17 protein-coding genes are annotated in these 19472 nt (G+C 71.2%); 4 read left to right on the top strand and 13 right to left on the bottom strand.

Features of this window, described 5'->3' with window-relative positions:
- Positions 1-15 precede the first annotated feature (15 nt).
- The 9 genes from AB0367_RS05655 to AB0367_RS05615 form a co-directional block, all read right to left on the bottom strand.
- Positions 16-1749 carry a glycosyltransferase family 2 protein gene (locus AB0367_RS05655; RefSeq protein WP_366224982.1) on the bottom strand — a complete coding sequence of 578 codons (1734 nt, stop codon included), beginning with the start codon at positions 1747-1749 and terminating at the stop codon, positions 16-18.
- Positions 1746-3305 (bottom strand): glycosyltransferase family 39 protein, encoded by a 1560-nt coding sequence (locus AB0367_RS05650; protein ID WP_366224981.1) that lies wholly within the window; start codon positions 3303-3305, stop codon positions 1746-1748. The genes AB0367_RS05655 and AB0367_RS05650 overlap by 4 nt, the downstream gene beginning before the upstream one ends.
- Complete coding sequence (locus tag AB0367_RS05645; protein ID WP_366225124.1) at positions 3302-4672, bottom strand: glycosyltransferase family 4 protein; 1371 nt, start codon at positions 4670-4672, stop codon at positions 3302-3304. The genes AB0367_RS05650 and AB0367_RS05645 overlap by 4 nt, the downstream gene beginning before the upstream one ends.
- Positions 4673-4743: 71 nt before the next feature.
- Positions 4744-5517, bottom strand: coding sequence for a glycosyltransferase (locus AB0367_RS05640; RefSeq protein WP_366224980.1), 774 nt, complete (start codon positions 5515-5517; stop codon positions 4744-4746).
- Between the two features lie 306 nt (positions 5518-5823).
- On the bottom strand, positions 5824-7209 hold the full coding sequence (locus tag AB0367_RS05635) for a carbohydrate-binding domain-containing protein (RefSeq protein WP_366224979.1): 1386 nt from the start codon (positions 7207-7209) through the stop codon (positions 5824-5826).
- Complete coding sequence (locus AB0367_RS05630; protein ID WP_366224978.1) at positions 7206-8738, bottom strand: oligosaccharide flippase family protein; 1533 nt, start codon at positions 8736-8738, stop codon at positions 7206-7208. Before AB0367_RS05630 ends, AB0367_RS05635 begins: the two co-directional genes overlap by 4 nt.
- On the bottom strand, positions 8683-9579 hold the full coding sequence (locus AB0367_RS05625) for a polysaccharide deacetylase family protein (RefSeq protein WP_366224977.1): 897 nt from the start codon (positions 9577-9579) through the stop codon (positions 8683-8685). Before AB0367_RS05625 ends, AB0367_RS05630 begins: the two co-directional genes overlap by 56 nt.
- Before the next feature lie 41 nt (positions 9580-9620).
- On the bottom strand, positions 9621-10544 hold the full coding sequence (locus AB0367_RS05620) for a glycosyltransferase (protein WP_366224976.1): 924 nt from the start codon (positions 10542-10544) through the stop codon (positions 9621-9623).
- Positions 10541-11830: a hypothetical protein gene (locus AB0367_RS05615; protein ID WP_366224975.1), complete on the bottom strand. Its 1290-nt coding sequence runs from the start codon at positions 11828-11830 to the stop codon at positions 10541-10543. The genes AB0367_RS05620 and AB0367_RS05615 overlap by 4 nt, the downstream gene beginning before the upstream one ends.
- Positions 11831-12071: 241 nt before the next feature.
- Here AB0367_RS05615 and AB0367_RS05610 point away from each other — a divergent pair, with 241 nt between their 5' ends.
- From AB0367_RS05610 to AB0367_RS05600, 3 genes are read left to right on the top strand one after another with little or no spacing between them, the layout of a single operon-like run.
- A complete protein-coding gene (locus AB0367_RS05610; RefSeq protein ID WP_366224974.1) occupies positions 12072-12950 on the top strand; it encodes an ABC transporter substrate-binding protein in 879 nt (292 codons plus the stop codon).
- Positions 12951-12967: 17 nt separating this feature from the next.
- A complete protein-coding gene (locus tag AB0367_RS05605) occupies positions 12968-13822 on the top strand; it encodes an ABC transporter permease subunit (RefSeq protein ID WP_366225123.1) in 855 nt (284 codons plus the stop codon).
- Positions 13819-14565 (top strand): amino acid ABC transporter ATP-binding protein, encoded by a 747-nt coding sequence (locus AB0367_RS05600; RefSeq protein WP_366224973.1) that lies wholly within the window; start codon positions 13819-13821, stop codon positions 14563-14565. The genes AB0367_RS05605 and AB0367_RS05600 overlap by 4 nt, the downstream gene beginning before the upstream one ends.
- Before the next feature lie 120 nt (positions 14566-14685).
- Here AB0367_RS05600 and AB0367_RS05595 read toward each other — a convergent pair whose 3' ends face one another.
- Genes AB0367_RS05595 through AB0367_RS05580 form a run of 4 tightly spaced genes read right to left on the bottom strand, consistent with a single transcriptional unit; the run spans position 14686 to position 18622 of the window.
- A complete protein-coding gene (locus AB0367_RS05595; protein ID WP_366224972.1) occupies positions 14686-15993 on the bottom strand; it encodes an LLM class flavin-dependent oxidoreductase in 1308 nt (435 codons plus the stop codon).
- Positions 15994-16019: 26 nt separating this feature from the next.
- Positions 16020-16982 (bottom strand): LLM class flavin-dependent oxidoreductase, encoded by a 963-nt coding sequence (locus tag AB0367_RS05590; protein ID WP_366224970.1) that lies wholly within the window; start codon positions 16980-16982, stop codon positions 16020-16022.
- Complete coding sequence (locus tag AB0367_RS05585) at positions 16979-18397, bottom strand: MFS transporter (protein WP_366224969.1); 1419 nt, start codon at positions 18395-18397, stop codon at positions 16979-16981. The genes AB0367_RS05590 and AB0367_RS05585 overlap by 4 nt, the downstream gene beginning before the upstream one ends.
- The gene (locus AB0367_RS05580; protein WP_366224968.1) at positions 18398-18622 is read right to left on the bottom strand and encodes a hypothetical protein; all 225 of its coding nucleotides are present in this window, start codon (positions 18620-18622) and stop codon (positions 18398-18400) included.
- 212 nt (positions 18623-18834) lie between these two features.
- On the opposite strand from AB0367_RS05580, the gene AB0367_RS05575 reads away from it, so the two are divergent.
- Positions 18835-19413, top strand: coding sequence for a cadmium resistance transporter (locus tag AB0367_RS05575; protein WP_366224967.1), 579 nt, complete (start codon positions 18835-18837; stop codon positions 19411-19413).
- The last annotated feature ends 59 nt before the right edge of the window (positions 19414-19472 follow it).

The following is a 19472-nucleotide window of genomic DNA, read 5'->3' as shown; positions in this document are numbered from 1 at the left end:
GCCGCCCACCGGCGCTCAGGCGCTGACGTTCGTCTCGCTCGGTGTCGTCGTGTCACCCGACGGGACCAGCCCGTCCGGCGACACACGGGGTTTGGCGATCCCCTCGACGGTCCGCTCCGCCCTCGGCGACGGCTCGGGCAACGGTTCGGGCGATGCCGGGGCCTCGGCGGGCGCCGGCTGCGGGTCAGCGACGCCGGGGGGCTCAGGCGCCGTCTCAACCGGGGTGACCTCCGGTCGCAGCAGCCGGAGCGCGGGCGCGGCGCCCCGCAGCAGGATGGCGGAATGTACCACCGCGAAGCCGACGGCGTTCAGGGTTCCCGGTGTGGGATCTCGCAGCAGTCCCCACCCGGACACGGCGAGGAGCACGCCGATCGCGACGAGCGAGGGCGCGACGGCGGCGGGTTGCCACCCGCTGCTTCCGCGCTTGGGCGTCACCACGAACCTCGCCGGTCGCCGCAGCAGCGCGCGGACCGTGCAGACGATGCCTATCCAGAAACTCGTCGCCGCCAAAGCGAAGGCGTTGTAGGTGTACGTGCCGAACCCGGCCGCCGCGACGCTGGCGATGGAGAGCAGAAAGTACGGCGCGAAGTGGACGAGGAAGTCCGCCGCGCTCGCGGACGCCAACGGCTGCCACCCGAACGCGATCCGCGCCAACGGCATCAGCATGTAGACGAGGAGGGTCCAGCCGTACAGGAAGTACGAGGCGGACAGCAGGTACTGCAGCCGCAGTCGCCACGGCAGCCGCGAGCGCAGCACGAGCGGGATCGCCGATATGCATCCGCGGGACCAGCGCAGCTGCTGGCTCACGTACGACGACATGTCCTCCGGTCCCAGTCCCTGGGCCAGCACCTCGGGCACGTACACCGATTTCCAGCCGTCCGCGTGCAGCCGCACGGACAGCTCGAAGTCCTCGGTGACCGTCTCCTCGGGAAAGCCGCCCGCCGACTCGAGCGCGACGCGACGGAAGACGATGTTGGTGCCGCAGCAGAACATCGAGTCGAGCCCGGCCTTGCCGTTGGCGATGCTGCCGAAGAACAGCGCCTGCTGAGACCAGGCGGCCTGCGCCACCGCGTTGTCGGCCGCGTTCGCGTAGTACTGCGGCGACTGCACGAACGCGACATCGCGTCTCCTGAAATGCCCGACGGTGGCTTCGAGGAACCGCGGACCGGGCACGTGGTCGCAGTCGAGGACCGCCACCAGCGGCGAGCGTGTGCGCTTCAGGGCGTCGTTGAGGTTGCCGGCCTTCGCGCCCCGGTTCGACCCGCGGCGCAGATACCTTGCCCCGTGCCGTTTCGCGAGGGCCCGCACCTCGGGGTTGTTCCCGTCGTCGAGGATCGCCACACGGGGTCGTGCCCCCTTGAGCTGGACCGCGGCCTCCACGACGGGCGCGATGATCTCCACCGGCTCGTTGTAGACGGGGATCAGCACGTCCACGTTCACGTTCGGGTAGCGGCGCATCGGGGACCGCGGCGACCCCCGATTGTGCGCGCAGGTCCACCAGAACCCCAGCGCCTGCACGAGATTGAACGTCTCGGCCAGGACCAGCACCCAGTACAGGATCGGATCGCCCACCCGGCCGGGCTGCAGCAACCATCCGAAGTACCACACGGATGCCGTCAGGCTCAGCATGACGAGCAGCCGCAACGCCGTCGCCTCACGCCGGCTGGCGCGTCTGGGCTGCCACCGTGGCGCGGCGGTTCTCGGGTCGGCTCGCTGGTCGGCTCCACCCTTGGTCATGGTCATGGTCATTGCAGAATCCAGATGGTGACGTTCTCCCGGTGCTCCAGCCGCCGCACGGTCCGCCCTTCATGGTCGAGTTGTGCCAGTGCCTGGCCCACCAGGCTCGCGTTGTCCGGGTTGTCGAGATAACTGGCCATGAGGAACGTGCGGCCACCGTGCTGCGCCGGCAGCGGGACGCCGCCCCTGATCGGCACGGCGGTGACGGCGGGGTGGTAGTAGCTCACCAGCCCCTCGAGGTAGCCGGGGGCGAACAGGATGACGTCACCGGCGCGGGCTTCCTCGTTCACGAGACGAAAGGCTCCGTTGTAGTCGTAGAGCCTCGGATTGGACGGGTTCAGTTGCTGGTCCCCGAGGCCGACGAGCATGCTCAGCGCGATCGCGGCGACCGCCGTCGCCCTCGCGGTCTTGGTTCGCAGCCAGCCGGTCGCCGCGCGGGCGGTGAGGATGAGCAGCGGCGGCAGCACCGAGATGAAGTACCGGAGCTCGAAGAAGGTCCGCTGCTTCGTGCCGAGCAGGTAGGCGAGTGCGAGGGGAACGATGACGATCGACACCAGCAACACCGTGGAGCGGGAGCGTCCCCTGCCGAGCAGGAGCAGGACGACGAGCATGCCGACCGGCCACAGCGCGACCAACCCCTGCATTGCGGCGTCGGAGTGGTAGCCCCACATCGCCCAGACGAGGTTGGCCAGGATCACGTACAGGGAGAGGAAGCGCTGACCGTCGCCGCCGGGCGCGGCGTTGCTCGCGGACGCGCCGGCGCTGGACCCCACGAAGTCCCCGACCTGATCCGCCGCGTAGGGAACCAGCGGCAGCAGCAGTGCGAGCGCCACCGCGGTCGCCGACAACCACCCGACGAGCAGTCTGCCGGCCGTCCGGTTCCGCTTGAGCCCGCGCCTGATCACGATGGCGGCGAACAGCAGGTGCTGTGTGCACAGCTGCAGCAGCGAGAAGTAGTGGGTGTAGACGAGCCCGGCTGAGGCGACCGCGAACAGGCCCCAGTCCAGCCACCCTCCACGCTTGAGCGCCCGTGTCTGTCCGAGCACGGCCAGGAGCGACCAGAAGATGTAGAACGCGTACATCCGCGCTTCCGCGGAGTACCAGACGGCGATGGGAGACACCGCGGTGAGCAGTGCCGCCGCGACGCCCGCGCGCTGGTCGTAGAGCTCACGGGCGACCAGGTACACCAACGGAATGCAGAGGGTGCCGACGATCAGGGAGGGAATGCGGACCGCGAGCGGACCCTCCCCGAACAGGCGGACATCCAGCCAGAGAACGCTTCCCCACAGCGGCGGATGGACGTCGCCCGAGCGCAGGACGTGCAGCATGCTGAGATAGGGCAGGCGTGCCTGTTCGATGCTGATCGCCTCGTCGAGCCAGACGCTGCGCAGCGGAACCACGCGCAGCAGTGCACCGACCGCGACGATGACGGCCAGCGCCGCCGGAACCCGCAGCGATCGGGGTTTCCCCCGGCGCTGCGGGTCCACCGGTGCCGCTGACGTCCCGAGCCGCTCGGCGGAGGATCCACGAGGGAGCGGCGGCGCTTCTTGTACCGTGGCGTTGCTCACGCGTACTCCAGCAGGTCGTGCGGCCGGCCGACCCTGAGGCGGACGCAGAGTTGCGCGCTCGGGCGCACCCCGGCGCGTTGCAGCACGGTGAGCGCGTCGACCTCGTCGGCGCCGTGGATGAGTCCGACGATCCGGTCGCCGCGTGCCGACCAGGTGTCGGTATGCCGGCACCGCATTCGCAGATCCTTGGCGTCGGGCAGTGCCGCTCCGCTCAGCTCGACGACCGTCACGACGTCACCCGCCGCCCGGTGGTCGGGCCCGCGCAGCCCGACCCGGTCCGCTTCGGCCTCCAGCACGAGCCGGATCCGCTGCGCGGTCCGCTCCCAGGTGAACTGCGCGGACCAGGCCCGGGCCCTCGATGCCCATGCCGTCGCTTCCGAGGTATCGCCGAGGCGCTCGATGAGGCCGACGATCGCGTCGGCGAGCTGGGACTCCTCGTCGATCAGCACGCCGGTCCGGCCGTCGAGGACCGCGTCCTGCACCCCGGCCACCCGCAGTGCCACCGCCGGCACGCCGAGCGCGGCCGCCTCCAGGATGCTCAGGCCCCATCCTTCGCCGGTGGACGCGCTGACGGTGATCCACGCCGTGCGCAGGATCGCGGTCCGCTCGGCGTCGGTGACGCGTCCGTGGACCACGACGGATGCTTCGAGCCCGAGCCGCGTGACATGCGTGCGAATGCCGTCGAGCTCGGGGCCGTCGCCGACCAGGTGCAGTTCCAGGTCGCCCACCGCGGTCCTGGCCTTGGCGACGGCCTCGAGGACGAGGTCCATCCGTTTGTGCGGCACGAGGCGACTGACGCAGACGATGCGCGGCCGGGTCGCCCGGGATACGACATCCGGCACGTCGGGGCGGTCCATCCCGCACGGGACGATGAAGACCTTTCCCTTGAGCCCGAGCTCCCGACGAATCGCGTTGCGGGAGGACGGCGAGACGGTCGCGATCGCCCGGTGGCCGTATACCCGTCCCGTGGCGGTCTTCTCCAGCCAGCGGCCGATCCACCGCATCGGCCAGCCGAAGTACTCCGCGAACTGCCGCTGGTGGACGTGGTGGATCAACAGAACGACCGGGACCCGCCGCCCCACGGCGAGCGGGGCGAAGAACGGAATCCCGTTCTGGGAATCGACGACGCCGTCGATGTGCTTGCGGTGCCGCCACAGCCACACCAGCACCGCGACGTAGACCGTGAACGTTCCCCCCATACGGACGATGCGAAAGCCTTGTCGCTCCTCGAGGGCCGGGCGACCGGATACACGGGCCGTCAGGTATGTGACCGCCACGCCCTGCCGCACAAGGTGTTGGGCGACCTGCTCGCAGTAAAGTTCGGCGCCGCCGGCGCGCGGGTGACTCCTGTCCCGCCAATTGAGCACAGCGACGTGCTGAACCGTCACCGCGTCTCCTCCCTGGATCGGATGAACGAGTTTCTGTCAGCGAACGAGAACTATGTTTCGAGCAGCATCCGTTCGCGGTCCCGGGCCTGGGCGATGATCGCGGGCCGCAGCGCCAGCGGGTCGCCGGGGCCGGTCCTCAGCATGCGGAGACTGATCAATTCCAGATAGGCCCGGGCTCCGTCCCTGACAAGACGTAAGGTCGAGCCGCCGCGCTCCGTCCAGTCGACCGGCAGTTCGGTGATCGGAATGTTCGACCGGTGCGCGAGGGCAAGCAATTCGAGGTCGAACGCGAAGCCTGACAGACGCGATTGCATGAAGAGTTGCCGGGCGAGCGTCGCTTCGAAGAACTTGAAGCCGCACTGCGTGTCGGACAGGTCGCCGACCATGCCCCGGCTCAGCGACCGGAATCCGATGCTGCCCACGCGCCGGATCAGGGGCTGGCGGACCAGCAGCCGGCCGCCGCTGCAGTACCTGGATCCGACGACGATCCGGTGACCGGCGGACAGGAGTTCGACGACGCCTGGGATCAGGTCGGCCGGTGTCGACGAGTCGGCGTCGCAGAACCCGACCCACCGCGCTCGCGAGGTCAGGATTCCGCGCCGGACGGCGGCCCCCTTTCCCTGGCGGGAGCAGCCGATCACGTGGACCCGCAGACCGCTGTTGGCGTGGTCGGCGACGTCCGCGGTCCGATCCGTGCTGCCGTTGTCGACGACCACGACGCCGACGCTCCACGGCAGCCGAGCCGTGCTGCGCGCCAGGTCCCGCAGCGTCTCGCCGATGCGGGCCTCCTCGTTGTACGCCGGGATGACCACCTCGAGGTCCACCGCGGGTCGTGCGACGTCGGAAATGAGCGATCCGCCGCCGCTGTCGTTGAAAGAACGTCCGGAATTTTCTTGGCTTCCCCGTTGCTGCAGGCGCAATTTCAGAGCCTCACCTGTGCGGAAGTTGATTGATGGATTCGGCTTTCGGCAGCCGAAGTATTGGACGAATCCGTTGCTGCCGGCTCCTGCCGTGACCCCGTATCCGAGCAGGGTCGACGCGCCGTGCAGTGGCTATGTCATCGACCCTAACACCCCCTGTACCCACCTGCGGGGGATCGGACGAGTCCGCGCCGAATTCGTTGATGTGTGCTAGCCGGGCACACCGGCCGTCGGAATGTGTGGCGACGGCGGAAGCGATGCCGAGTACGTGCTGATAAGGGCTGTCGAGGAATCGCGGACCGGGCCCGGGTCGTTGAGATAGTGATCCGGCATGAAATTCCACGCGAATAGTCCGTCGCTCGTCAACTCCGCCATCGAGGAATCGTTCAACATCGTCTTGGTGAACTTGTCGAACGCGCGCACCTGGCATTCAGGGCCGCCCCACAGCTTGAAATGCGAAATCATCACGGGTTTGCCGTATGAGCCCAGCTGTCGCACCGAAGTCTGGATCTGGGGGACCAGCGCGCTCTGCCCGTCGTGCTCGTTGTCGCAGGCCTGCATCTGCTGGACCGAGGTGAAGTCGCTCGCGGCGATCGCGTCGGACCAGAACGACAGGTCGCGGTCGCCCCGACTGTCCCACAGGTAGCCGCCGAAGCCGAGTGCGACGCGTGCGCCGGCGTATTGGGCGCGGATGGCCGCTGCCGCCTTGAGGTACGCCGCCTTCAGCCGCTCGGGGTATCCGGGCTCGGATGAGTAGGTCTCCCACTCGGTGAAGAGGACGACGTAGAGCGGTCCGTAGTGCGGACCGCTGCCCTTCAACGCAGAGGTGACGACTTCGATGTCGCGCTGAAACTGCTCACCGACCGCGTACTGCGGGTGGTCCGCGAGCCACACCACCAGCTCGATCGCCTTGCCGGACCCGTAGAGATCGGAGATCGTCGACGGCCGGGCGTATCCGCTGATCCACGCCAGATCGTCGGGGCCGTTGTACCACGTCGTGACCATCCCCATGCCGGCATCGCGGTAGACCGGGGCCGCGACGGCGTCCGCGATCCCGGGACCCAGGCCCCAGAGCACCCGAGGCTGTGGCCGCGGCGACGAGGCCGGGATCGACGCATCGAAGACGGCGCGGTCGAGGTGGAGGTTGCGATCGCACGCGTCGGTGACGAGGTCGTTCGCGAAGCTCAGGGTCAGCGTGTGCGTACCCGCTCCCCAGGCGCCGGTGATGACGTAGTCGGCCCAGGAGGACGCGCGCACCTGGACCGTCTCGACGAGCTGATCGTCCACCTGTACCCGCATGGCCGGAGCGCCGGAGCACTGGTCGCCGCGAGCGCGTACGACGAGCCGGGCCCTCGCCGGCGCGGTGAGTTCCGCGCTCGCGGTCGCGTCCGTCCACATCTGCAGAGCCCTTCCGCCGGAGGCGGCCGGATCGCGATAGGTGCCGGCCGCGCCGGACGTCACCCGCATCGACTCCGCCTCGAGATCCACGGTGGTGACACCGGTGCCCGCGGCGTGCCCGAACAGGCCGTAGCCCAGCAGCACGGTCGCGATGGACGCGTAGGCGATCCACCGCATTCTCAGCACTCGCTCGTTCACGCCTGGGCGGCCCCTCGCTTCGGTCGCAACCGCCGCAGGAACGTCAAGACGCGGGTCACATCCTCGTCCCGCACGAGTCGAGCCCGGACGGCGGTGACCGCATAGAGGGCGAGGCCGACCACGATCACCGCCAGGGCGGGCAGCTCCGGCACGACATCGGCCGCCGCGAGCATTATCACCAGCGGCACGAGGGCCAGCGGGTAGCGCATGGCGAGCCTCCGGCTCGGCCAGGACGCGCCGTAGTGGCTGACGAAGAGGTGGCCGAGCACGATCGCCCCGGTCCAACTCCCCACGGCGAACGCGACCGCGGCACCCACGGTTCCCCACCGGGGCACGGCGACGCCGAGGGCGACGGCCTGGACCGCCAGCGCGATGGGGACCCGCCGTGCCAACGACGCCGTCAGGCCACGCGCGTACAGCGTCTTGAGCAGCATCTCGGCGCTCAGCAGGCCCAGGGTGCCGACGGCAAGGATGCGCAGGAGGTCGGCGCCGCGTTCGTACGACGCGGGAAAGAACAACGCCAACGCGGTTTCCGGGGTGACCAGCAGGATCAACTGCAAGGGCACCAGCGCGAGGGGCACCCATCGGAAGGCGGCGAGAAACCAGGATCTCACCGAGGCCGCGGTCTCCGCCTTCGCGATGAACGGAAACACGGCACTGCTGAGGGCCTCGGCCGCGAAGTACGGCGCCCGCGCGAGGACCGCCGCCGCCTGGTAGACCGCGATGTCCCCCGCGCTGACGCCATGCCGCTGGCCGATGAGGCTCAGGGCCACGACATCGGTTGTCAGGATCAGGCTGACCGCGGAGGTGGCGATGGCCATCGACAGTGCTCGCGATGTGGTGGCGCGCCAGGCCATCGGGCCGGGTCGGGGCAGCTGGTCCCGCAGGGCCCAGACACCGACAGCCGTCGCCACGACCGCACCACCCAGGAATCCGATGGCGGCCCCGCCGATCCGCAACTGCACCAGGCTCACGAGCATCAGCGTCAACGCGACCTTCACGCCGATGCCCGTCGTCTGCATGAAGCCCAGGCCGTCGAAGCGCCGCTCGCCGTGCAACCCTCCCTGCAGAGTCGTGCTCACCGCGGTCATCGCGATCGTCGCCGCTATCACCGCGACCGTCGCGACGGAGGCGCCGGGCACCACGCCGCGAGCGATCTGCGCACCCACGAAGATGAGGGCGAGCAGGGCGCCGACGCCGAGATTGCCGACCAGAGCGGCCCGATACGCCGCGTCGACGCCGAGCCGGGCGTCCGCCTGCGCGATGATGCCCGTGAGTGCCCAGGGGAAACCGGCGGACAGCAGCGCGGAGCAGAGGAATTGCACGTTCTGCAGCACGCTGACGGAACCGAACTGCGACGGTGTCAGCATCCAGGCCAGGACGACGCCGAGGCCGTAGTTGAGGACGGCACCGGCCCCGAACCGCAGCACGAGAACGATCCCACTGGCCGCGGCCGAGCGTTGCCGGGTGAGACTAGGCACGGCGCGGGGTCGATCCTTCGCGGGCCAGCACCCACCGGGCGCGGCCACTGGCGGCGATGTAGGCGACAGTCCGGTCGAGCACCTCGATGCGGTTCGACGTGCCGATGATCCAGTCGTGGAAGTTGAGGTTGAAGTGCTCCCGGGCCTCGTCGAAGAGACGGCAGAGGCTCCGCACCATGTGGTCGACCTGGCTCTGTGGCGACGGCCGCGCGGGGTCGACGCGAGCGCTCAGGAAGTCGACGTCCAGGGGCGACAGCACCGGAATCTCGGTCAGCCGCCTGCGCCGGAACGGAGCCGGCCGCACCAGCCAGGCGAGGTTGGCGGCGCGGCTGCCGGGATGCCGTGTCTGATCGCGCCAGACGAGGTCCAGGTTGAGCAGGACCAGTCCGGTCCGGCGCAGCAGCCGGACCCGGTCGAGACCGAGGCGGCTGATGACCTTGCCGGCCAGGCCGATGGCGTCGCCGCGGCCGGTGACGTGGGGCGAGGTGGCCTCGTCGACGAAGCGGATCTCCCGGTTCGAGGCCCAGGCGTAGCCGCGCCGCTCGAAGATGTCGTACGTGGCGGTGTCGAAGAACCTCGGCGCGCCCAGGTGTGGCGAGCGGAAGCCGACCGGACGGGAGCCGGTGAGCTCGATGATCCTGGCCTCCACGCCCGCCAGGTCGGCCTCGAAGCGCCGGTTGTCGGCGGCGGTCATGTGCACCGGGTTGGTGTGGTCGTAACCGTGGATGGCGATCTCGTGCCCGGCCTCCGCGATGCGCGTGATCAGTTCCGGTTGTTCCTCCACGATCTTGCCGGTGGTGTTGAACACCGCTCTGGCGCCGTGCCGCCCGAGCACGCCGAGCAGTGCGGCGGTGGCGGAGGCCAGGTCGTAAGGCATCGCGGTAGGCATGCCCCACGTGCTTTCGTAATCGAAGAAGATGGTCGTGTTCACTACTCGCTGGTGCATGACGCGATATCAAGTTCCTTGGTCGACGTGGCGATGTCCCAGGTGACGTCGGGTTTTCCGGCGATGCGCGCGCGGAGGTAGACGGTCAGGACGACGTATCCGGTGAGCGCGAGGGGTCGTGTGCGCAGCTGCGCCAGGAAGGCGCGGACGAGGATGCCGCGGGGGACGCGGTAGGACGCGGGGATGCTGCGGTCCGCGAGCGCCCGAGCCAGCTCGGCGCTGGAATGCCGGAAGCGCTCCGACTGGCGCAGCTGGTCGCGAAGGGTGCCGGGCACCCGGAAACGCACGTGGACCTCGCGGTCGTACTTCGGCTCGTAGCCGAGCTGACGGGCGTGGAAGTAGACGTAGGCGTCGTTGGTGACGACGGACGCCGGCAGCTCGAGCCGGCGGGCGAACTCCTGCCCCAGGACCAGGCACGCACCCCGGAACGCCAGGTAGTTCGAGCCACCGTCCCAGCGCGCGGCGGCGCACTCGACCGCCGACGAGCCCGCGACCACGCACTTCTCCACAAGGGTGCGGCCCGCGAGTGGCACGGCGTTGACCGCCATCACCCCGTACTCGGGCCGGAAGTCTCGGGCGGCGCGCGAGACGAAGTCCGGCGCGCCGAGCGCCACGTCGGCGTCGAGGAGGATGAGGATGTCACCGTCGAAGCCCGACAGGAGCTGATTCATGCGGGTCGTCTTGCCCAGCCGCTCCCGCGAGTCGCGAAGCTTGACGCGGCGGTCGGCAAAGCCCCGCACGATGGCCGCCGTGTCGTCGGACGAGCCGTCGGAGGCGACGACGATCTCGACGAGTTCGTAGCCGGTCTCGTCCTGCGCGAGAAGGTCGCGCAGGAGGCGGCCGATGTTGGCCGCCTCGTTGTAGGCGGGAATGCCGACGCAGACTCGTAGGGTCTCCAGCGAGGTCACCGGCCACCGCCGGGGCGACTCGGTCCGGCCAGCCGCCGCACGCGGCGGTACACCCCGCGCAGCACCGCGGCGACGGCCTGCCCGCCGAAGCGGAGCACCATCGCGAGCACCGGCAGCGGATCCCTCCCGCTCGCCTCGAGCCAGGCGCCATGGCTGCGCACCTGCGGCGCCGAAGAAGGCGGAGCCGCCGGCAGCCGGGCCAGCCTGTGCAGCACTCTGGCCGGCGCGTAGAGGTTCTCGACGATCAGCCGTCGTGAGTAGTCCTGATCGCCCGCCGGGACGGTGCGGCCGGTCATCGCCAGGTGCAGGGCGCGCACCACGTCGACGCCGTCCTCGGTCTGGCCGAACCTGAACTGCGCGCCGACGCGGGGGTTGAAGTCCACCAGCTTGAAGCGGCCGTCGCGCCGGTCGTACCTCCAGTCGAGGTCATTGACCCCGCGGTAACCGACCTCCTTGCAGAATCTCTCGGTCAGATCGCTCAGCGCTTGGTTGCGCTCCGCGCGCGCGTCGGCCGTGCACCCGCGCCCCGGTGGCCACGCGTACGCCTTGCGGCCGACGAAGCTGGGCGCCGTCGCCGACCCCTCGTCACAGTAGGCGTGCACGAACCAGTCCTCGGCCTGCTCGTGCGGGATGTACTCCTGCAGCAGCACACCTGAGAGGTCGTCGAGGCCCGCGAACCGGTCCAGCAGCTCACGCCCGCTCGACACGACGGTCGTCGTCGGTACCGCAGGCGACCGCAGTCGCGTCCACGGCGCCACGTTCTTGGCGACCACCGGGAAGGTGAGCTCGTCCGCGAACCTGAGGAGGTCTTCACGGCTGGTGGGAAAGACGGTGTGCGGCGTCGGGACGTCGTTGGCCGCGCACAGCTCGAACAGCCCGCGCTTGCTCGCCAGTCGCCGCGGCAGGCTCGGCGTCACCCGCGGCAGCAGGAAGTACTCCCCGAGGGTGTCGGCGTGCTCCGCCAGCAGTACCGCGGCTTCGTCGTCGGTGGCCACCGCGACGGCGGGCCGTCCCAGCGAGCGGCCGATCGCGCACAGGTTCTCAACCAGCCGCCCGGTCTCGTGCCACGCGCTGTCCGGCCACACGAAGCGGCCGGCGACGTAGCGCGAGAGCGCGATCGGGGTGAGGCGGTCCTCGGTGATCACGTACACCGGGACGCCGAGCCGGCCCAGGGAGCGGACCACACCGAGCGTGCCGGCGTGTACCGGGTACCGGCCGATCCTGACGAGCAAGGCTGGTACCGAGGTGTCGAGCCGCACCGCCGGCATGCGGCTCCTGTCAGCCATCACTGAGCTCCTGGTGGGCACGTCTCTTGCAGTGGTCGGGTCTCGTCCGGTGGCCGGCTCGGCGATGCGAAGCGCCTCCGTGCGGCTGACGGACACCTGCCCAGCACGAGTACTGCAAACCGCCATACGTAGGGTGAGAACACGGCGAGTGGCCAACCACCCTGTTGCTTCCGATCCGGGGCGCGTGATGGGGCCCACCTTCCCGGTATATCTGATCGGGATAGTGGTTAGGATCCCGGCCATGCGTCCCGCGACCCTCCTCCTCACGGCCGGGCTGGCCTCCCTCCTGATGGCCGCGGCCGGCTGCGCGCCCGCCGACGAAGACACCGCGGCGCCCGCCGCGTCCGGTGGCAGCCCCAGCGCCGCTACCTGCACGCCCGCCCAGCTCAAGACCGTCGCCGCGGGCAGGCTCACCGTCGGCACCGACGAGCCCGTGTACCCGCCGTGGTTCAACGACAACAAGCCCGACAGCGGGCAGGGCTTCGAGTCCGCCGTCGCCTACGCCGTGGCGGCCAAGCTCGGCTACGCCAAGGACCAGGTGGTCTGGACCCGCGTCACGTTCAACAACGCCATCGCGCCCGGGCCGAAGACGTTCGACTTCGACATCAACGAGTTCTCCATCACCGACGAGCGCAAGAAGGCCGTCGACTTCTCCTCCCCGTATTACGACGTCACCCAGACCGTCATCGCGCTGAAGAGCTCGAAGATCGCCGGGGCGAAGACCCTCGCGGACCTCAAGGGCGCCAAGCTCGGCGCACAGGTCGGCACCACGAGCTACCGGTCGATCACCGAGGTCGTGAAGCCGACCGCGCAGCCCTCGGTGTACAACAACAACGACGACGCGAAGAAGGCACTGCAGAACGGGCAGATCGACGGGCTCGTGGTCGACCTGCCGACGGCCTTCTACATCACCGGGGCCGAGATCACCGACGCCGCGATCGTCGGGCAGCTGCCGGGGGTGTCCGGCACGCCGGAACAGTTTGGCCTGGTGCTCGACAAGGGCTCGGCGCTCACCGGCTGCGTGAGCGGGGCCGTCGACGCACTGCGCTCCGACGGCACGCTGAAGAAGCTGGAGCAGCAGTGGCTTTCGGCGGCGCAGGGCGCCCCGACGCTGTCCTGACCCGCCGCCCGGACCCGATGCCCACCCCCACGGTGCCCAGGAGCGCCGTCCAGCTCGAGCGCGAGGCGTACCGCCGCCGGCAGACGATCCTGTCGGTGGTGGTCGCCGCCGTCTCCACGGCCGTGGTCGGCGGGCTGCTGCTCGCCGCCGTCACCGGCGCGCCCGGCTGGCGGCGGGTCCGGGCGAGCTTCTTCGACCCGCACGCCGCGCGCGAGGCGCTGCCGGCGGTGGCTCGCGGCCTGTTGCTCAACCTCGAACTGCTGCTGTTCTGCGCCGCCGGAGCCCTGCTGCTCGGGCTCGGCCTCGCGATGCTGCGCACGCTGCGGCCAGCGGTGTTCTTCCCGCTGCGCGCGCTCGCGACCGGATACACGTACACCTTCCGGGGCCTGCCGCTCATCATCACCATCTACGTCTTCGCGTTCGGCGTGCCCGGGCTGCGCCTGTCCGGGACGCCCTCGGTGCTGGTGCTCGGCGGCACCGCGCTGGTACTGACGTACGGCGCCTACATCGCCGAGGTGTTCCGGGCCGGCATCGAGTCGGTGCACCCGTCGCAGCTGGCGGCGGCGCGCTCCCTCGGGCTGACCTACCGCCAGACCATGCGTCACGTCGTGCTGCCGCAGGCGGTGCGCCGCGTCGCCCCGCCGCTGCTCAACGACCTCGTCGCGATGCAGAAGGACGTCGGGCTCATCTCGCTGGCCGGCCCGGTCGACGCGATCCGCGCCGCGCAGATCGAGACGTCGGTCTCGTACAACTACACGCCGTACATCCTCGCCGGGGTCCTGTTCGTGCTCCTGGCGATCCCCCTCGTCGCCGTGACCGACTGGGTCACCGTCAGGGCGGCCCGCCGCCAGTCCGGAGACAACGGCCAATGACCACCGTCCTGTCCGTCGACGGCCTGCACAAGGTGTTCGGCGCCCGCCCCGTGCTGCGCGGCGTCTCCCTCGACGTGGCCGAGCACGAGGTGGTGGCGCTCATCGGCGCCAGCGGCTCGGGCAAGTCGACGCTGTTGCGCTGCGTCAACCTGCTGGAGCCGGTCGACGACGGCACGATCCGCCTCGACGGTGAGGACATCACCGACCCCCGGGTGAACCCCGACCGGGTCCGCCGCCGCATCGGGATGGTCTTCCAGGCGTTCAACCTGTTTCCGCACATGTCGGTGCTGGACAACGTGACCCTCGCACCGCGGCGGGTGCACGGCCTGCCGGCCGCCGAGGCCCGCGAGCGGGCAACCGCCCTGCTGGCCCGCATCGGCCTCGCCGAGCTCGCCGGTGCCTACCCGGACCGGCTCTCCGGCGGCCAGCAGCAGCGGGTCGCCATCGTGCGGGCGCTGGTGAACGCGCCACGGCTGCTGCTGCTCGACGAGGTCACGTCGGCACTCGACCCGGAGCTCGTCGGCGAGGTGCTCTCGCTGATCCGCGACCTCAAGTCCGACGGCGTCACCATGCTGCTGGCGACGCACGAGATGGGCTTCGCGCGGCAGGTGGCCGACCGGGTCTGCTTCCTCGACGGCGGGGTGCTGATCGAGCAGGGGCCACCGGAACAGGTCCTCGGCGAGCCGCGGGAGCCGCGGACCCGGCAGTTCCTGAGCCGCATCATCGAGGCCGGACGGCTCTGAACCGCCGCCGCGGCGTGCCTCCAGGCTGCCTTGCGCCCGGCCCCGCCGGCATGACCCGCGGGGTCATCGACACGGGGGCGGGCGCGAGGCATCACCGGGACATGCCCTCAGCCCGGGAACTCACCCACGGGCGTCGAGCGGCGGCAGGTCGAGGTGCTCGCGCAGGGTGGTGCTCTCGTACTGCGTGCGGTACACCCCGCGCTCCTGCAGCTGCGGCACCAGCCGGTCCACGACGTCCTCCACGGTGCCGGGCAGCAGCTGGGGCAGCAGGTTGAACCCGTCGACGGCGCGCGTGCGCACGTAGCGGGCCCACTCGTCGGCGACCTGCCCCGGCGTGCCGACGAAGGTGCTGTGCCCCCCGGGCGAGACCTCGATGACCAGATCCCGGATCGACAGGTTGCGCTCGGCGGCCAGCGCGCGCCACTGCTGGATCCGCTCGATCTTGCCGGTGCGCAGCTCGATCGTGATCGTGCCGCGCGAGGGGTCCAGCTCCTCGTCGGTCGGGTCGATGTCGGGCAGCGGGCCGTCCGGGTCGTAGCCGGACAGGTCCTTGCCCCAGAACTGCTCCAGGAAGGCGATCGCGCGCGGGCCCGTGGTCTGCTCGCGGCGGATCCACGCGGCCCGCTCCTCGGCCTCGGCCTGGGTGTCGCCGAGCACGACCGACGCCCCGGGCAGGATGCGCACCGCGTCGGGGGAGCGGCCGTAGGCCGCCAGCCGGCGGCGCAGGTCCTCGGCGTAGGCGACGGCCTTGTTGTACTCGGTGTTCGCGGAGAACACGACGTCGGCGTGCCGGGCGGCCAGGTCGCGCCCGCCGGGGGAGTCGCCGGCCTGGAACAGCACCGGCCGGCCCTGCGGGCTCGCCGGCACCGTCGCCGCCGTGCGCAGGTCGATCAGGTCGGTCCGCCGCTCGACGACCTCGCCGGGGGCGGCCGCCCACAGCGCCTTCGCGGCCTCGACGAACCGCTCGGCGCGCTCGTAGCGCCGCTCGTGCGGCAGCCAGCCGCCGTGCCGGAAGTTGGCGCCGGTCCACGCGTTGTCGGTGGTGACGACGTTCCACCCGGCGCGGCCGCCGGTGACGAGGTCGAGGCTCGCCAGGCGCCGGGCGAGGTCGGCCGGGAAGTTGTACGTCGTGTTCTGCGTGACCACCAGCCCGATGTGCTGCGTGACCGCGGCGAGGGCGGCGAGCTGGGTGATGGCGTCCGGCCGCCCGGCCACGTCGAGGTCGTGGATGTGGCCGCGATTCTCCCGCACGCGCAGCCCATCGCCGAGGAAGAACGCGTCGAAGAGGCCGCGCTCGAGCGTCTGCGCCACGTGGACGAACGTGTCGATGTGCGTGTGTGAGGCGAAGTCGGGCCGGGTCCACAGCAGGTTGGGGCCGACGCCGGTGAAGAAGACGCCGAGGTGCAGCTGGGGCTTGGGGTCGCTCACGATGGGCTCCTTCTCAGACGCCGTTGTCAGACGGTGGCGAAGCGGTTGGCGGGGCGGGGCAGGCCGAGCGTGTCGCGCAGGGTGGGACCGGCGGCGCGCGCGGCGACGGCGGGCAGCACCCGTTCGGCGAGGATCGGCAGCTCCTCGTCCAGCCGCGCGGGGTGCAGCCGCACCCCGTCCACGACGCCGGACAGCTCGGTGAGCAGCGCGACGAGGCCGTCGGGCGGGCCGGAGTACCGAATCCGGTCGGTGGCCGGCCGGGTGTCTGGCGCATCGGTCAGCGCGGCCTCGACCTCGGCGAAGACGAGCGGGGCACCCTCGGCGCGGGCCCGCCCGGCCCGCCGCCGCACGGCGTCCGGCTCATCGCCGCCGACCAGCGCAACGTCGAGGCGGTCCGTCACGCCGAGGGTGTCGGCGCCCAGGACGACGACCTGGCCCTGCGGCGGCCGGGGCGTGATGAGCGGCCCGACGATCGAGAACGTGGGACCCTCGAAGTCGACGTGGTGCACTCGCCGCCGGTCGAGGAAGCGGCCGGTGGCCACGTCGCGGATCACCGCGTCGTCCTCCCAGGAGTCCCACAGCCGGCGGGCGACCTCGATGACGTCGGCGGTCTCCCGGTGCAGCGCCTCGGGCTCCAGCGGCGCCCGGCCGATGGTGGCGAGGGCCTCGGCGGTGTTCGCCGCGCCGATGACCCAGGCCGCGCGGCCGAGGGAGGCATGGTCGAGGCTGGCCAGCTGGGTGGCCAGGTGGAACGGCTCGGTCGCGGTGGCGTGCAGTTCGGGCGCGAGCCCGATCCGTTCGGTACGCCGGGACAGGAACGCCGCCCGGACGCCGGCCTCGATGCGCACCCGCCCCCCGGACAGCGGCGCGTCGGCGAGCGTGACGAGCGCGAAGCCGGCCTGTTCGGCGGCCCGCGCGGTGCGGGAAAGGGCCTCGATGTCGGCGGGGTCCGGCGCCCCGTCGATCTCGAGCGCGACGTGCAGGGTCATGAGCGGGCTACCTCCAATTGGTGCGGTTCCCGGGTACCGTGCTGGCCCGGGCGGGCGCCGTCGGCGACGGCGAACAGCAGTGCCAGCACCACCAGCGCCAGGCAGAGCAGGACGCCGTGCAGCAGCGCGACGCGATACCCGGCGCCCCCGGCCAGGGCTCCGCCGAGGAAGATCCCGGTCACCGCGGCGATGCTCACGCTGGCCGAGAGCCGCTGCGACAGCTGCAGGATCGCGGCGCTGAGCCCGTTCGCGCCCGCCGGGGCGTGGGCCAGGGTCAGCGCCTGGTTCGGCGCGTTGACCAGGCCGCCGGCCACGCCGGTGATGAGCTGCCCGACGGCGAGCGCGATGATGAGCCCGCGGTCGCTGAGCAGTGCGACCGCGGCGGCGTCGGCCGCGACGCAGGCCGCGGTGACGGCGAGGGCGACGCTGATGCCCCGCCGGCCGTAGCGGGCGACCATGCTCGCGCTGGCCGTGGAGGCGGCGGCGAAGCCGACGGCGCCGGGCAGCGCCATCGCGGCCGCGGCCGGCGCGGAGAAGCCGAGGCCGTCCTGCAGGAATATCGACAGCACCAGGTTGAGCGCCAGCGTGGCGCCGAAGTAGCACATGGCCACGAGGGTGCCCAGCACGTATCCGCGGCTTCGGGTCAGCGCCGGCAGGAGCAGCGCGGTGCGGCCGGTCGCGCTGTAGTGCCGCTCCCAGGCCACGAAAGCGGCGGCGGCGAGGGCGGCGAGCGCCGCCCAGCGCCAGCCGCCGGGGGTGCCCACCAGCGGCAGGATCAGGCCCAGCGTGGCGGCGCCGAGCAGGAGCAGTCCGGGAAGGTCGAGGTCGGCGCGGCGGACCTGCGGCCGGCCGGCGGGCAGCAGGCGCAGCGCGAGCGGGACGGTGAGCAGCACGAACGGCAGGTTGGTCAGCATCACGAGCCGCCAGCCGGGGTCGGGGCCGGCCAGCTGCAGGATCAGCCCGCCCAGCGGTGGGCCGACCGAGCCGGACAGGCCGCCGATCACGGCGTACGCACCGAGCGCCCGCACCCGGTCCCGGCCCTGGAAGACGTCCTGGAACAGCCCGATGATCTGCGGGTTGACGGTCCCTGCGCCGAGGCCCTGGGCCAGCCGCGCCGCCGCCACCAGCCAGTCGCGGTCGGCGCAGGCGGCGACGATCCCGCCGACGCCGAAGAGCGCCATGCCACCGACGAAGAGCGCACGCCGGCCGTACATGTCGCCGAGGCGCCCGGCCGGGACGAGGGCCAGGCCGAACGTGAGCGAGTAGCCAGCCATGATCCACTGCAGGGCGGCATCGCTCGCGTGCAGCGAGGCGCGCATGGCCGGCACGTTGACGTTGAGGATGGACTGGTCGAGCAGGGTGGTCCAGCCTGCGGCGAGGCAGACGGCCAGGATCAGCCGGCGCGAGCGGTCCACTCAGCGTGCCGCGCGCACGGCGATGCGCCGCAGTTGCAGCTCGGTCGCGAGTTCGGCCCACATCGGGGCGTCCTGCGTTCCGGTCCGGCAGAACGGCTCCGCGGCCGCCTCCGCCGGGCCGTCCGCCGGCGCGGCGCCGAAGCCGATCAGACGGTGTGTCAGGCCGACCGCGCGGTTGACGAGTCGTGTGACGGCCTGCTGCAGCAGGAATCGCCGGTTGCTCATAGCTCGAAGACTATCAGATTCCATACTTCGCCCATAGGATTAATTCCGTGATCATCAGATGTCCCGCCCACGGATCTCCGCGACGGTCGGCGATGGTGATCCGGGACGGGGAGCGCACGGACTGACGCGACCGGGGACGGTCAGTCAGGACTGGCCTGACCTGGCCGCGAGCTGCGATAGGGTTCCCGGCATCGGCGGGAGGGCCTTCGGTGGTGCTGGATACGTTGGGGCGGGCGATCGGCCTCTTCGCGGTCACCAACGTCGACGACCTTCTCATCCTGGCGCTGTACTTCGCCCGCGGCGACGGCCGTCCCGGGGCCACCCGGCAGGTCGTCCTCGGGCAGTATCTCGGCTTCGCCGCGATCCTCGCGGTGTCGGCCGCCGGCGCGTTCGGTGTGACGTTCCTGCCCGAGCGGGCCCTGCCTTACCTGGGGCTGATCCCGCTCGTCCTCGGGCTGCGGGCGGCCTGGCGGGCGTGGCGGTCCCGCGGGGACGACGGCGACCCGCCGGCGGGCCGGGGAGGGCCCGCCGCGGCCGAGGTCGCCGCGGTCACCCTCGCGAACGGCGGGGACAACATCGGCGTGTACGTGCCCGTGCTCGCCACCGGCGGGGCCGGGCGGATCGCGTTGTACGCCGTCGTCTTCCTGGCGCTGGTGGCGGTCTGGTGCGCGGCCGGCCGGCACCTCGCCACCCGTCCAGCGGTCGCGCGCATGCTCGGCCGCTGGGGCAACGTCGCGCTGCCCGTCGTGCTGGTCGGCATCGGCGTGCTGATCCTCGCCGGCGTCGAGTAGGTCGCCTGCCGGCCCGCTGCGGGCTTCGGTCCGGCCTCGAATCGACCTTGCACGGCCAC

The organism is Dactylosporangium sp. NPDC051484 (genome assembly GCF_040689395.1).
Classification (GTDB): domain Bacteria; phylum Actinomycetota; class Actinomycetes; order Mycobacteriales; family Micromonosporaceae; genus Dactylosporangium.
The sequence above is the reverse complement of the archived record's forward strand: the minus strand, read 5'-3'. Positions and strand labels throughout refer to the sequence as shown.